Annotated in this window: 9 protein-coding genes and 1 pseudogene; 2 read left to right on the top strand and 8 right to left on the bottom strand. The window is 65.4% G+C overall.

What is annotated here, in order from left to right; genetic code table 11:
• The first annotated feature begins 200 nt into the window (after positions 1-200).
• On the top strand, positions 201-2,588 hold the full coding sequence (locus AC1AUD_RS13200) for a transglycosylase domain-containing protein (RefSeq protein ID WP_476574840.1): 2,388 nt from the start codon (positions 201-203) through the stop codon (positions 2,586-2,588).
• A 128-nt stretch (positions 2,589-2,716) separates the two neighbouring features.
• Here the strand turns inward: AC1AUD_RS13200 and leuA are convergent, their stop codons facing one another.
• From leuA to AC1AUD_RS13185, 3 genes are all read right to left on the bottom strand, one after another.
• Positions 2,717-4,630 carry a 2-isopropylmalate synthase gene (leuA, locus tag AC1AUD_RS13195; RefSeq protein ID WP_476574839.1) on the bottom strand — a complete coding sequence of 638 codons (1,914 nt, stop codon included), beginning with the start codon at positions 4,628-4,630 and terminating at the stop codon, positions 2,717-2,719.
• A 340-nt stretch (positions 4,631-4,970) separates the two neighbouring features.
• Positions 4,971-6,461 carry a metallophosphoesterase family protein gene (locus AC1AUD_RS13190; RefSeq protein WP_476574838.1) on the bottom strand — a complete coding sequence of 497 codons (1,491 nt, stop codon included), beginning with the start codon at positions 6,459-6,461 and terminating at the stop codon, positions 4,971-4,973.
• 93 nt (positions 6,462-6,554) lie between these two features.
• Positions 6,555-7,175 (bottom strand): DUF5701 family protein, encoded by a 621-nt coding sequence (locus AC1AUD_RS13185; RefSeq protein ID WP_476574837.1) that lies wholly within the window; start codon positions 7,173-7,175, stop codon positions 6,555-6,557.
• A 130-nt stretch (positions 7,176-7,305) separates the two neighbouring features.
• On the opposite strand from AC1AUD_RS13185, the gene asd reads away from it, so the two are divergent.
• Positions 7,306-8,400 (top strand): aspartate-semialdehyde dehydrogenase, encoded by a 1,095-nt coding sequence (asd, locus tag AC1AUD_RS13180; RefSeq protein ID WP_476574836.1) that lies wholly within the window; start codon positions 7,306-7,308, stop codon positions 8,398-8,400.
• Positions 8,401-8,797: 397 nt separating this feature from the next.
• Here the strand turns inward: asd and AC1AUD_RS13175 are convergent, their stop codons facing one another.
• The 5 genes and pseudogenes from AC1AUD_RS13175 to AC1AUD_RS13155 form a co-directional block, all read right to left on the bottom strand.
• The gene (locus AC1AUD_RS13175; RefSeq protein ID WP_476574835.1) at positions 8,798-9,361 is read right to left on the bottom strand and encodes an ACT domain-containing protein; all 564 of its coding nucleotides are present in this window, start codon (positions 9,359-9,361) and stop codon (positions 8,798-8,800) included.
• A gap of 64 nt (positions 9,362-9,425) precedes the next feature.
• A complete protein-coding gene (locus AC1AUD_RS13170; RefSeq protein ID WP_476574834.1) occupies positions 9,426-10,190 on the bottom strand; it encodes an aspartate kinase in 765 nt (254 codons plus the stop codon).
• Between the two features lie 126 nt (positions 10,191-10,316).
• A complete protein-coding gene (gene recR / locus AC1AUD_RS13165; RefSeq protein ID WP_476574833.1) occupies positions 10,317-10,919 on the bottom strand; it encodes a recombination mediator RecR in 603 nt (200 codons plus the stop codon).
• 3 nt (positions 10,920-10,922) lie between these two features.
• Positions 10,923-13,895 (bottom strand): DNA polymerase III subunit gamma/tau, encoded by a 2,973-nt coding sequence (gene dnaX, locus AC1AUD_RS13160; protein ID WP_476574832.1) that lies wholly within the window; start codon positions 13,893-13,895, stop codon positions 10,923-10,925.
• Positions 13,896-14,006: 111 nt separating this feature from the next.
• Positions 14,007-15,203 (bottom strand): annotated as a pseudogene (locus AC1AUD_RS13155) (diacylglycerol/lipid kinase family protein).
• Between the last annotated feature and the right edge of the window lie 9 nt (positions 15,204-15,212).

Genomic DNA, 15,212 nt, shown 5'->3' with positions numbered 1-15,212 from the left:
TCGGCACCTACAAGTACTACGACATGCACCAAGTCATCGACACCGCCCTCACCGCATACGACGAACACATCGCCCCCATGCTCAACAAATAACCCCCATAGCAAGCTTTTTTGTGAGGGTTTTAGGGAAGTTTCGTCCCCAAAGAAACTTTTGGGGACGAAAAATGGGCTTTTTCAGGGATAACGGTTACGGTGTGGAGTATGGTTTCACAGACTCGCAGCGCCAGTTCGGGCTCGCACCGCGCCAGCCGTTCCTCCTCGGGCACAGCCGGCGCCCATTCGCCCGCCAATCGCCGATCGACGGCGGGCGGGCGTCGCTCCGCTCCCAAGGGCCGTCGCCCGAAAGCCCCGAAGGCAGGGGCCAAGCGCCGCCATTCCCCGATTAAGATCATCCTCGCCGTCATCGGCGGGCTGATCGGCGCGGCGCTCGTCGCCGGCATCGGCGCCTTCACATACCTGTGGGCCACCACCGAGATTCCCCAGCCGGAGAAATTCGCGCTCGCGCAGAAAACCACCGTCTACTATTCCGACGGCACCACGGAGATCGGCTCCTTCGCCGAACAGAACCGCGACATCATCCAGTGCACCGACCTGCCGGACTACATCGGCAACGCCGTCGTCGCCTCGGAGAACCGCACCTTCTACACCGACAAGGGCATCGATCTCAAGGGCATCGCCCGCGCACTGGTCAACAACATCACCACCGGCACGCGCCAGGGCGGCTCGACAATCACCCAACAGTATGCCGAGCGGTATTACATGGGCGAGACCACCAGCTACGTCGGCAAGGCGCGCGAGGCGGTGCTTGCGCTCAAAATCGCCCAATCCGAGGACAAAAGCGAAGTCCTGTGCAACTATATGAACACGATCTACCTCGGGCGGGGCGCATACGGCATCCAGGCGGCGGCCAAGGCGTATTTCAACAAGGACGCAAAGGATCTGACGATGCCGGAGGCCGCGCTGCTGGCCGGCATCATCCCCTCCCCCTCCACCTGGGATCCGGCCAGCGACCCCGAGCAGGCAGAGGCCCGCTTCGAGCGCGTGGTGAAGATCATGGCCGAGGACGGCTATATCTCCAAGCAGGAGGCCGCCGAGGCGACGATGCCGCAGACCGTCGAGCAGTCCCAGGAGGACACACTGGGCGGGCCGAACGGATATCTGCTCACGATGGCGCGCGACGAACTCGTGGCGACGAAGAATTTCACCAAGGAGGACATCGACACCGGCGGATACAGGATCGTCACCACGATCGACAAGGACAAGCAGGCGATCATGCAGACCGTCGGCGACACACGTCCCGCCGACATGCCCGCCAGCATCCAGGTCGGCGGCATCGCCACCGACCCCAAGACCGGCGAGGTCGTCTCCGTCTACGCCGGCTCCGACTATTTGAAGCAGCAGCTCAACAACGCCACGCAGGCCACCTTCCAGCCCGGCTCCACGATGAAGCCCTTCGCGCTGCTCGGAGCCGCGCAGGAGGGCGTGAACTTCAACACGCTGTTCAACGGCAACTCCGGACAGCGCTTCGTGGGCGCGCCGAATCTGGTGAACAACGCGCTGAACATGAACTGGGGCACCATCAACCTCTACCAGGCGACGGCCAATTCGGTGAACACGGTGTTCATGAACGTCAACGAGCATCTGACGCCGCAGCGCACGGCCGAGATCGCCCACGAGGCCGGCATCACCAGCAAAATCGACAAGGACTCGATCTTCAACGTGCTCGGCATCAACTCGTCCACAGTCTGGGACCTGGCGCAGGGGCACACGACCATCGCCGCCAACGGCGTCAGGCGCACGCTGCACATGGTGCGCCAGGTCACCAACGACGACGGCAAGGAGCTCTACAAGGCCCCCGACACGGCCAAGAAGGTCTTCGACGAGAACGACGCCGCGCTGGTGCAGACAGCGATGCGCGGCACGGTCCAATACGGCACCGCCACCGAGGCGTTGTCCGTCGGCCGCCCGTTGGCCGGCAAATCCGGCACCGCGAACGACGAGACCGCCGCCTCCTTCGTGGGCTACGCGCCGAATCTGCTCAATGTGTGGGCCATCTGGAATCCGGCCGAGGACGGCAGCGCGCAGGTGGTGCCGCAGTTCGCCGGATACGGCGTGACCGCGACCGGATATCCCTCGCATCTGTTCACCGAATACATGAGCCAGGCGATGGCGAATATGGAGGTCGAACAGTTCCCGGCCGCCACCGACAACGGCACGGTCGGCGGCCCCGACGGCACGTGGGGCCTGGGCGGCTCGCGGTATTCCTACGGCAGCAAATCCGGCGGCACGAATGGGGACGGGACCACACAAGGCAACCCCTCGGAGAACACGAATCCCGATGCTTCCCAGGGCGCGTCGAACAACGGACAGACCGGTTCCGGCACCGGCGAGGGCACCGACACCGAGACCGGCAATGGCAACGGGACCGGCACCGGCGGAACGGATTCCTCCGGTTCGACGGAGGGCACCGGCGGCACGCAGCAGCCCGGCGGCGGCGAGGACGATCCCTCCGGCGGCACGGATTCCACGACGCCGCCCAACGCCGAGGTCGATCCGCCCAATCCGAATGGGCCGGGCCCCGGTCTGTGACTTGGAAAACGGCCGATGTAAGCGAAGGTCCCCTGCCGCATGCACGCGGCAGGGGACCTTCCATATGAACCGTTCTTTGCTCCGTGTGACGGGACCGGCGACCTCCGACCCCGTCACACGGATGGCATTCAGCGGCGGTTGGCGCGGTTGATCGCGGAGATGATCGCCTTAAGCGAGCTCGTGATGATCGACGAATCGATGCCCACGCCCCACACAATCTGCGTGTCGTCCTCCTCGCCGACCTGGCATTCGACATAGGAGGCGGCCATCGCGTCGGTGCCCACGGACATCGTGTGCTCGACGTAATCCATGACGGAGGCCTCGACGCCAAAGTTCGACACGGCGTTGAGGAAGGCGGCGATCGGGCCGTTGCCGATGCCGGAGACCTCGCGCTCGACCGGCTCATCGATGCCCACGTTCACGCCGCGGTCCAGCAGCTTGGCCTTGAGCACGGTGTCGGAACCATCCTCGCCGGAGGAGACGGAGACCTTGAGCAGCTTGAGGCGGCCCCACGGCTCCAGCGTCTCGTCATGCGTGTCGCCGACGACCACGCCGGCGGCGGTCATGCCCGACTGCTCGACCGGCAGGTACTCGTCCTTGAACAGGCGCCAGATGTCCTCGTCCTTGACTTCCTTCTTGGTCTCGTCGGCATAGGCCTGCACCACCTTGTCGAACTCGATCTGCAGGCGCTTGGGCAGGTCGAGGTTGTGGTTCGTCTTGAGCAGGTAGGCCATGCCGCCCTTGCCGGACTGCGAATTGACGCGGATGATGGCCTCGTAGGTGCGGCCGATGTCCTTCGGATCAATCGGCAGATAGGGCACGAGCCACACGAAGTTGTCGAGGTCGGCGCCGGCGCGGTCGGCGGCCACCTGACGGGCCTCAAGGCCCTTCTTGATGGCGTCCTGATGCGAGCCGGAGAACGCGGTGAACACGAAGTTGCCCGCATACGGGTGGCGCTCGGAGATCTTGATCTGGTTGCAGTATTCGACCGTCTTGCGGATCTCGGGCACGTTGGACAGGTCGACCTGCGGATCGATGCCCTGCGTGAGCATGTTGAGGCCCAGCGTGACCAGATCGACGTTGCCGGTGCGCTCGCCGTTGCCGAGCAGGCAGCCCTCGACGCGGTCGGCGCCGGCCAGCAGGGCCAGCTCGGTGGCGGCCACGCCCATGCCCTCGTCGTTATGCGGGTGCAGGGAGAGGACCACAGAATCGCGGTCGGTCAAGTTGTTGGAGACGTATTCGACCTGATCGGCGAAGACATTCGGCGTGGTCATCTCGACCGTCGCCGGCAGGTTGATGATCATCTTGTGGTCGGGAGTCGGCTTGATGACGTCGATCACCGCATTGCACACCTCGACCGCATACTCGGGCTCGGTGCCGGTGAAGGACTCCGGGGAATATTCATAGTAGAGATCGATGCCCTTGGCGTCGCCCTCGAGCTCCTTGCACAGCTCGGCCGCATCGGTGGCCAGCTGCTTGATGCCGGCCTTGTCCTTGCGGAACACGACCTCGCGCTGCAGCACGGAGACGGAGTTATAGAAATGCACCACCGCGCGCTTGGCGCCCTTGAGGCATTCGTAGGTCTTGCGGATCAGATGCTCGCGCGCCTGGGTGAGCACGACGATCGTCACATCGTCGGGGATGAGCTCACGCTCGATCAGCATGCGGATGAAGTCATAATCCGTCTCGGAAGCGGACGGGAAGCCGACCTCGATCTCCTTGTATCCCATGGAGACCAGCAGGTTCCAGAAGCGCAGCTTGCGCTCGGAATCCATCGGATTGACCAGCGCCTGGTTGCCGTCACGCAGATCGACGGAGCACCAGCGCGGCGCGCGCTCAAGGCGCTTGCCCGGCCATGTGCGCTCCGGATAGTCGAAGGGCACCTGCTTGTCGTAGGCGACGTACTTGTGATACGGCATCTTGCTGGGCTTCTGCGGCTCGCCGATGAATCGTGCGGGAGGCAGCAGCGGGTCGTTGTTCCCTCCGTTGGACGCCGCGGCCACGGCGTTGAGATCAAACACCGACGATTGATCCTGACCCATCGTTCCTCCTTTGCGTTTCAGGTAATTGTGCATCACTCATCCTACCCGTTGGCCGCCACCGGCGGTTCCCTCGGTTCGCTTTGGCGTTACCTTACCTCCACTGAGTGGCGCGGAGGACACGACTGGAGCACTCTCCGCGTTACTTGTGCTCCGCGATATGGCGCGAAGGTAACGCTGAGACCACTCCGCGTGCCCTGCGCGCCACTTAGTGGCGTCTCGGTAACGTTGAGGGTGCCGTAAGCGTTACCTAGACGCCACATACAGGAGGAGGAGTAACGCATAACCCAGGGGATGAGGTAGATACGACGGGTCGGGGCACCCGGCATCACGGAATCGTCAATCAGCGGCGCAGGGCGCGGACGATGGCGGCGAGCCCCAGTCCCAGCGCGCCGGCGAGCGTGGCGAGGACCTGCGGGCGGCGCAGTTCGTTGCGCACGCCCACCGCGTCGGTGACGCAATGGTCCTCGAACCATACGCGCACCTCGTTGCTCGAGTAGCGCCCGACCAAATCGCCCCAGGTGAGCATGCGCGTGACGTAGGCCGCGGGATTCGACTCATGGAATTCGAACAGACGGATGCCGCGGAACCTCGACTTGGGGCCGTAGCATTCGAAGCCGCATGTGGGGGCGTATCCAAGGTCGATGCCGTCGGCATGCCCGACGAAGGCGTTCTTGTGGTCATGGCCGCAGAACAGGGCGAAATAGCCGCCCGTCTCGCGCATCGCGTCGACCTGGCCGACGTTCTCGTCCGCGCAGCCGATCGCCTCGCCAAGCCGGGAGCCCGGGCGGCACTTGTCATGGTCGAGCACGAAGCAGCGGCCGGCGAAGGTGCGGATGCCTTCCACGGCGTTGGGCGTGTATGCCGGCACCTCCTTGAGCACGTCGTAGAACTCCTGCGGCGGGATGTGCTGGAAGGCGATCGAGGGCACGGGCTTGCCGTCGCCGTTGCGTTCGCCAAGCGTGCGCTGCACACCGCCGAGCCACGTGATTGCCGCGTCGCTCGGGGTGCCGTACCCGTCGGCATCGGCGAGGTCGAGACCGCGCGGATTGGCGGCATAGAGCGGATATTGCGCGTCGCGCTCCTCCGGGGTGTCCTTGTCGGCGTAGTCGCCGGAGTTCACCATCATCACGCTCATGACGATGCGGTCCGGGTCGGCGGAGGTTTCGCTGGCGGCGATGGGGAGGGCGAAGGTGCCGGCTTCGCAGGCGAGCGGGGTCGTTGGGCTGGCCTCTGCCACATCAGGCACCGGCGGATTGAGGCAGCCGGGGAACTCGCGGTAGATATCGTCCTGTTCCTCGGCGAGGATGCCGCATTGGAAATCGTGGTTGCCATAGGTGGCGGCGAAGGGCACGCCGGCCTCGATCACGGGCTCGAGGAACGCGGCGAAGGTTTGGCGCACCTTGGCACGGGTCTCATCCATGAGTTCGTCGTCGGTCATCTCCCCCGGCGTCTTGTCGGAAGCGGCCTCGAGATCCGCGGTCAACCGGTCGGCCGCCTCGGTGAGGTTCGCCCGTTCCAGCCGCTCGGCCACCTTGCCGCCCAACTCCTGCACCTTCGGGCGGCGCTTGATCCCTTGCAGCTTCGCCTCAACCTCGGTGACCAGCCGCACGCGCGCCCCCGGGGCCTCGCCGCGCCTGCGCAGGAAGGTGTCGATATAGGCCGGGTCATAGCCGCGGATCTGATCGCCCGTGAGCACGACCAGATCCGGATCGGCCTTGCGGATCGCCTCACGAATCAGGCGAATGGTATCGGGATGAACATCGGGACCATCCTGGATATCGGCCATCTGCAGCACTCGGAAGGTGCCGTCGGCTCGGAAACGCAGCGTCATGCCTCCACTGTAGGCCAGACACCGGCCCGGACATCGCGCCGAAGCAGACGACGGTCCATCGCGCTTCGCCCATAGTGCAGGCGAATGCACGGCTCAGCGGAACAGGCTCACCCCGCGGCGGGCGACGCAGAAGGCGTTGCCGAGCCAGGTGTGACGGGAATTGGGCCACACGGCGCCCAGGCGCGGCGCGTTCTGGCTCATCCAGATGCTCGGCACGCGGCCGTCGGCCGAGCGCGAGCCCAACAGATTGAAGCCGTTCTTGACCTCCAGCCAGTCGGGATGCTGGGTGGCGATCGCCAGCCCCTCCTCCAAGGTGAGCGGCAGGCGCTCGTCGGAGTCGATGAGCTTGCGCGCCACATCGGGCTCGCGGTTGATATAGCAGGTGCCGGTATGCGGTTCGATCGCCAGATAGAACGGTCCCTCGGGCGGCTCGAAACCGTCCTGCGGCAGGAAGCTCGCGATATCGCGCGGCGGCATCGTCGTGAAACCGGCCATGCGGTTGATCGAGGTGCGGGCGATCAGCGACTCCGGGCTCACCAACTCGCGCGTCGGCACCAGCAGGATATCGGAGCCCAGATCGGACTGCTCCAGCGCCTCGATCAGCGGATTGGCCAGCGCGCGGAAGGCGGCCGCGCTCATATCGGCCACATCGGGATATCCCAAGGCCACGATGCGGTCCAGCTGTTTGCGCGCTTCCTCAGATGCAATCGACATATCTGTAAGCTTATCCTCCCCTGTCGGCGATGACGTTCCGGCCCAGCATACGGAAAGACAGGCGGCCTTGTTCCGCTTGATTCGTAAGATTGAAGGACCAATCTATCCCTCTGATCCGAAGGTCGTCATCATGTCCGCAAAACTCAAGGTCGGCATTCTCGGCGCCACCGGCATGGTCGGTCAGCGTTTCATCACGCTGCTCGAAAACCATCCGTGGTTCGAGGTCGTCACGCTCGCCGCTTCCGCGCATTCCGCCGGCAAAACCTACGAACAGGCCGTCGGCGACCGTTGGAAGATGGAGACGCCGATGCCCGAATATGTCAAGGGCATGATGGTCCACGACGTCGCCGCCGTCGATGAGGTGGCCGCCGGCGTCGATTTCGTCTTCTCCGCCGTGAATATGTCGAAGGACGAAATCCGCGCCATCGAGGAGGAATACGCGAAGACGGAGACGCCGGTCGTCTCGAATAATTCCGCGCACCGCTGGACCCCGGATGTGCCGATGGTGGTGCCGGAAATCAACCCCGAGCATTTCGCCGTCATCGAGCACCAGCGCAAGCGCCTCGGCACGACGCGCGGCTTCATCGCCGTCAAGCCGAACTGCTCGATCCAGGCCTACACGCCCGCGCTGGCCGCATGGCGCGAGTTCGAGCCGCGCGAGGTCGTCGTGAGCACCTACCAGGCCATCTCCGGCGCCGGCAAGACCTTCCGCGACTGGCCCGAGATGGAGGGCAACATCATCCCGTTCATCTCCGGCGAAGAAGCCAAGAGCGAGAAGGAACCACTCAAGGTCTTCGGCCATGTGGACGACGAAAAGGGCGAGATCGTGCCCTTCGACGGCTCCCTCAAGATCACCTCGCAGTGCATCCGTGTGCCCGTGCTCAACGGCCACACCGCCACCGTGTTCATCAACTTCGGCAAGGAGGTCACCAAGGAACAGCTCGTCGAGCGACTGGTGAACTACACCTCCAAGGCCTCCGAGTTGGGGCTGCCGCACGCGCCGAAGCACTTCATCCAGTATCTGACCGAGGACGATCGCCCGCAGGTCAAGCTCGATGTCGATTACGAGGGCGGCATGGGCGTGTCGATCGGCCGCCTGCGCGAGGATTCGATCTTCGACTGGAAGTTCGTGGGGCTCGCGCACAACACGCTGCGCGGCGCCGCCGGTGGCGCGCTCGAATGCGCCGAGATGCTCAAGGCGCTGGGATATATCACCGCCAAGTGAACGGCGGTACGATGACCAGTCGGCCGTCAGTCAACTGACCGGCTGCCGGCCGGTCATCGAAGCCAGTCACCGGTTGGTCATTGAGGGTGGGTCGTCGATATCGACGGCCCACCCTCGCCATATCCGCTCACGTTTTCCGATATCTTCTGCTGGCTCCGACATCCTTCTTCGGACTGTTGCGGAACGAAACCGACGAAAATTCTCCCTTTTCTCGTGCCAGCCACACATTGTTATGAGAAAAGCAAGAAAAACACGGTCCCCTTTCTCCCTTTTCTCGTACCTATACCGTCCCTAGCACGAGAAAAGGGAAAAACGACACCGGAAATCGGCAACAGAAAACAAAAGGGCGGGTGCACGATCCAATCAGGACCATGCACCCGCCCTATGCGGCGTCAAATCAGCGACCGGTGCCGCCGTAGACCACGGCCTCCACCTGATCGGCGTCGAGGCCGTAGGCGGTGTGGAGGGCCTTGACGGCGCCTTCCAGCTGCTCCAGCGGAACCAGCGCGGCGATGCGGATCTCCGAGGTCGAGATCATCAGCACGTTGATGCCGTTCTCGCTCAGCGCGTTGAAGAACTTGGCGGCCAGACCGGAGTGGGTCTTCATGCCGACGCCCACGACGGCGACCTTGCCCACGTTGACGTCCACGTCGAAGGACTTGTATCCGAGCTCGTCGTGCTTCTCAAGCAGCACATCCTGCACCTGACGCACCGACGCTTCGGGCACGGTGAAGGAGATGTCGGCGGTGCCCACGGAGGCACCGGCCTGCACGATCATATCGACGTTGATGCCCGCCTCGGCGAGCTTGGTGAACACCTTCGCGGCCATGCCGGGCTCGTTCGGCACGCCGCGCACGGTGGCGAGCGCCTCGGTGCGGTCGTGGGCCACGCCGGAGATCACCGGCGCCTCGGGGCCGAGGTCGGGGAACAGGTCGCCCATGGATTCTTGCGTATCGGTCATGTTATTCGCCTTTGTTTGGGAGAGGGATGGAACGGATATCGGACGGAAGGGTGCGGATCGTCGCTCAGTCGATGTTCGGCAGGGAGCGCGGGTCGACGCCGTCGGGCACGATCAGCGTGCCGGGGCGGTGCGAGAAGGAGGAGCGCACATGCAGCGGCATCTTGAACCGCTGTGCGTATTCGACACAGCGCAGGGCCAGCACCTTGGAGCCGCAGGAGGCCATCTCGAGGATGGAATCGTAGTCGATGTGCGGGATGCGGCGCGCGGTGGGCACGATGCGCGGGTCGGCGGTGAACACGCCGTCGACGTCGGTGTAGATCTCGCAGATATCGGCGCCGAGCGCCACGGCGAGCGCCACGGCGGAGGTGTCGGAGCCGCCGCGGCCGAGCGTGGTGGCATCGCCCTTGGCATTGATGCCCTGGAAGCCGGCCACAATGCCCACGGCGCCCAGCGACAGCGCCCTCTTCACACGATCGGGCTTGACGGCCTTGATATGCGCCGCGCCATAACGGGCGTCGGTGAAGAAGCCGGCCTGCTGCCCGGTGAAGGAGTGGGCGCGTTCGCCCTCGGCATGGATGGCCATGGCGAGCAGACTCATCGAAATGCGCTCGCCGGCGGTCATCAGCATGTCCATCTCGCGCTCGGGCGGGTTGGAGTCGATGCTCAGGGCCTGGTCGATGAGGTCGTCGGTGGTGTCGCCCATGGCGGAGACCACGACGGCCACCTGATTCCCCTTCTTCTTGGTCTCGACGACGCGGCGGGCCACGCGCTTGATCGATTCGGCGTCGGCCACGGAGGAGCCGCCGTACTTCTGTACGATGAGAGCCACTGCTGTCCTTCTTCTCGAGGGGTGTCGTCTGCGCCCGATTCTACGCAAGCGGCACGATTATATGAATTTCGCGCCGCCTCCGGCTCACGGCTGCCCATCATTTGGAAAAGTGACGGGCAGACGCAGCTATGCTTCCCGGCGGCCGGCGAGGGCCCTGCCCAATGTGATTTCGTCGGCGTATTCGAGATCGGAGCCGACGGGCAGGCCGGAGGCGAGTCGGGTGACCTTGATGCCGAGCGGCGAGAGCAGACGGCTTAGGTAGGTGGTGGTCGCCTCGCCCTCGATATTCGGGTCGAGCGCAAGGATCACCTCGTTCACCTCATCGGTTTTGAGTCGCCCAAGCAACGCCGCGATGTTGAGGTCGGCCGGCCCCACGTTGGCCATCGGATTGATCGCCCCGCCGAGCACATGGTAGAGCCCGCGGTATTCGCGCGTGCGCTCGATGCTCATCACATCCTTCGGTTCCTCGACCACGCAGATCACCGTGTGGTCGCGCCGCGGATCGGCGCACACAGGGCAGGGGCTGGCCTCGCACACATTGCCGCATATCTCGCAGAACCGCACCTTGGCCTTGACCTCGGCGATGGCGTCGGCGAGATCGGCCGCCTCCTGTTCGGAGGCCGACAGCAGATGGAAGGCTATGCGCTGCGCCCCCTTCGGCCCGATGCCGGGAAGCCTGGAGAAGGCGTCGATCAGCCGTTGTATCGCACCGTCGTATGCCAAAGCCATGCCTTATTCCTCCCCCGCGTGGGTCTTGGGATGGACGTTGCGCGGGTTGCGCGGATCGTCCGCTGCGAATTCCTCGACCTTCTTGACGTCGAAGAACCGCGTGAGCTCGTCGACGCTCATGGCCGTGGAAGCGCCGAGGGATTCGTCGTTCATCGAATACTCATCCTCGTCGTCGCCCGTGGCACCATCCGTCTGTGCGGATCGGGCGGCCGGCGCGGACTGGACCGACGCAGCCTGGTTCCACGGGTCGGCATTCGGCGTTCCCGGTTCCTGGACGGGACCGGGGGCGGAGGGCGGCGGCACGTCCTTCCATGGATCGTCGTCATATTGCGGCGCGGGGCTCGGTTCCTCGTCGCCGGCCGGCGGCACATAGGCGGCCGAGCGCATGCCCGTCGCGCCGGCGCCGAATGATGCCGCCGGTTGGGCCGAAGCCGGAGGGCCCGCCGGACCGGCGGATGCGGCGGAGGCCTGGGGCGTTGCGCCTTGCGCTCCCGGACGTGCGATCGGATGGGTCCACGGATCGTCGTCATCGCTCATATCGGGCACGGCCACATGTTTGTGCGCGTGCGCGGGTTGCGCCGGAGCGGCCGGCGCCGCCGGTTGCGGACGTGCGATCGGGTGACCCCACGGATCGTCATCGTCCTCTGGCTTCGCGTCGGCTTGAGGCTGTCGCGGCGATTCGGATGCCCGGACCGGCCGCTGTGTCTGGGCGATGGGACGGGCCCATGGATCGTCGTCATCGGCGGAAGCCCGTCCCTCCGTCAAAGCCGGGCGTCCGTCCGAAGGCGTTGTCTGCCTGGCATCGCCTGATTTCGCCGGCGAAGTGGCTCGGTGCGCATCGTCGTCATCGACGGCACCGGACTGTTCGGGAGCCGTCTCCTCCGTGTCATGCCCATGCCCAGTCAGGCCGGAGGCCGTGCCCAGCATCGAGGCGCCAAGATTTTCCTGCAACAGTTTGGCCTTGATGCGCTGCTGTTCGTCGACCGGCAGCTGCCGCATCGGCGGGGCGATCTCGCCGTTGGCCATCTTGTTCGTCGGCGCAATCGAGGTGCCAGAGCCAAAGGCGCGGCGCACCTCGGCGCGCAGGATGTCCACGACCTTCGTGGCGCCATCCACCGGCTCGGAGGCCATGCCCATCGCGAAGGCATATTTGCTCAGGGGCACGTCGAATTTCAGCCACAGGCGCGCCGGACCGGACTTGGGGTCGCCGTCGAGCTTGATGCGCGGCAACCGGTCGCGGCCCACATATCGGCGCACATCCTCGGGCAACGCGGCCACCAGCGCGTCCCAACGTTCGTCCGGCGTGCGCGTGTCGTCCGCCGCGGCACCGGCCGCTTGGACGGAAGCCGATGTCGACGTCTGTCCAGACTCCGGGGTCCGCGGACCAGAGACCGTCTGCTGCGCGGCGTCGTTCTGCGACGGCTGGGACGGCGAAGCATCGAGCTGAGTCAGCTGGGACTCTCCTCCATCGACCGGACCGGATGCGGGCGAAGTCCTCACGGCCTTCGAAGCATCCGCGGCGGACGACCCGGACGGCTTGACCGTGGCACCCGAAATACCCGGAACAGACTGGTCCTCGGAAACGCCGGTCCGTCCGACGAATCCGGAAACGCTCTGAGCGGCATGCGACGCGGTCGAACCCGCCGCCACGGCGTCTTCCGCGCCCGCCGCGTTCCGCGCCGCGCCGACGAAACCACCCTGTCCATGGACGGCACCGGTTCCCTGCCGTCTGGACGCACCGGCGAAACCGCCTTGGGACGAGGGACGGACCGCGGTCTGAACCGGCGCGCCGCCCATGGCTCCCGATTCCCGCGCGACGCCCGATGGCATGCCGCTTGCGGCGGCACCGCCCAACGCCGCGGCGTTCCCCTGCTCGCGCCCGGCAAGCAGTCGCGCGGCCAATAGTTCCAGACGCATACGCGGAGAGGTGGCGCCGCTCATCGAGCCCAGCGCCGTGTTGATTGTGTCGGCCATGACGGTCAGCGGCCCCAGGCCCAGCGCTCCGGCCTGGCGCTTCAGATCGTCGAGTCCCACGCCTTCCGCGTCGTCGGACAGCACCGATTCAGCGCGTTCCCCAGCCAACGTGAGCACCAGCAGATCGCGCACCCGGGCCAGCAGATCCTCGACGAAACGCCGCGGATCGAAACCGCCGACGACGACCTTCTGGATCACGGCATACAACGCCTCGCCGTCACGATCGATCACCGCATCGATGGCCTGGCCGATGAGTTCCTCCGGAGTGAAGCCAAGCAACGCCACCGAGGCGTCGTGTGTGATGACGCCATCGACCGCACCGACCATCAGCTGGTCGAGCACCGACAGGGTGTCGCGCATCGATCCTCCGCCGGCGCGCATCGCGAGCCTCAGCACGCCCGGCTCCGGCTTGATGCCTTCCTTGGCGCACACCTGTTCCAGATATGGTCCCATGATCTCCTGGGGGACCAGCCGGAACGGATAATGGTGGGTGCGCGAGCGGATCGTGCCGATCACCTTGTCCGGCTCGGTGGTCGCGAAGATGAACATCACATGCTCGGGAGGCTCCTCGACGATCTTGAGCAGCGCGTTGAAGCCCTGCTGGGTGACCATATGCGCCTCGTCGAGGATGAAGATCTTGTATCGGTCGCGCGCGGGGGCGAAGCCGGCGCGTTCACGCAGCTCGCGCGCGTCATCGACGCCGTTGTGGCTGGCCGCGTCGATCTCGACCACGTCGATCGAACCGGGGCCGCCGGTGGCCAGGTCCTTGCAGCTTTCGCATTCGCCGCAAGGATGCGAGGTCGGGCCCTTCACGCAATTGATGCAACGCGCCAGGATGCGCGCGGAGCTGGTCTTGCCGCAGCCGCGCGGTCCGGAGAACAGATAGGCGTGCGTGAGCTTGCCCGCGTCCAAGGCACGCATCAGCGGAATGGTGACCTGATCCTGCCCGATGACACCCTCGAAGGTATCGGGACGGTACCGCCTGTACAACGCAAGAGCCATAAGACCTACCCTACCTTCCGCAACGCTGCCGTCGCCGTGCCGTGTTCCTGCCTCACTAACCTAATCCAACCCCGAAACCCGCCGCATGCCGGCGCATCCGGCCCAAGCGGGTCAGCGGATGAACGCGCCGCTCTCGGGATCACGCCCGTCACGACGCACGGCGGCCTCGACGCGCTCCTCGCTCTGACGGGTGTGCCATTGCGCCACGGCGGGCGGCACCAGCACGCGCAGCGAGCGGTCGCACACCTCGACGCGCACCGGCAGACGACCCACATATTCGCCGTCGGCCATCAGTACCGGCGGCTGGTCGCCTTCGTCGGCCCGGCTGATCTCGATGGCGCGCACCCGCTGCCAGCCGAACACACGGCTGGCGAGCAGACGGCCGTTGTATGCGTTGCGTATCGCCCCCGCGCATTCGGCGACGTTCGGCACATGGTCCATCCACACCACATCAAGCAATCCGTCCGCGAAACGCGAATACGGGCATACTTCGATGCCGCCGCCGATATGCCGCGAATTGGCGACGGTCAGCATCGGGGAGACGATGTCGCGCTCCTCGACCCTGCCGTCGGCCAGCGTCGCCTTGACGTGATATCCGTAGCGCTTCATATGGGTCAGCTCCACGAGCACGGCCGCCATATAGCGCACCGATCCGTTCGGCAGATGCGAATGGTTCGCACGGTCGTTGATGCTCGCGTCGATGCCGCACGAGAGCATGCCCGCGTAGTACCGGTCGAAGGGCTGCGCGGTCCGCCTCGTCGTCTCACCGGCCGTCGCTCCGTCTGGCATCTCGCAGGACGTCGCCACGCATGCCGCCTCGCCGCCCTGCGCCCCGTCGTCGGCCCCGATGGCGGGGCCATCGACGCTTCACCCGCCCAGCGAACGCACATGCCCCATATCCACATCGATATGCGAGCCGCGGGTCACGGCTCCGGCGATGCCTTCGACGGCGGTTTCGACGCGGTTGACCGGCAGCTTGAGCCCCCTGGCGAAATCGTTGCCCGAACCGATGGCGACGATGCCCAGCGGTTTGCCGGAGTTGCCCACGGCGTTCGCGCCAAGAGCGATCATGCCGTCGCCGCCGACCACGACGAGGTGGTCGTAGGCATCGGCATGGCCGCGGGCGTTGGCCAGCGAATCGTCGAAGCTAGCACCGGTCAGGTCGATGACGTCGAAGCCGTGGCGTTGGCCGGCATCGGCCAGCAGCGCGAACACCCGCTCATCGATCATGGCGCCTCGCCCTTTGTCGGAGGTGGGATTGCCGATCATCGCCACCGTCGGCCGTTGCTTGCGTTCACTCATACCCACACGATAACC

This window comes from Bifidobacterium sp. LH_730 (assembly GCF_056355835.1).
This window is presented reverse-complemented; position numbering and strand designations above follow the sequence as displayed.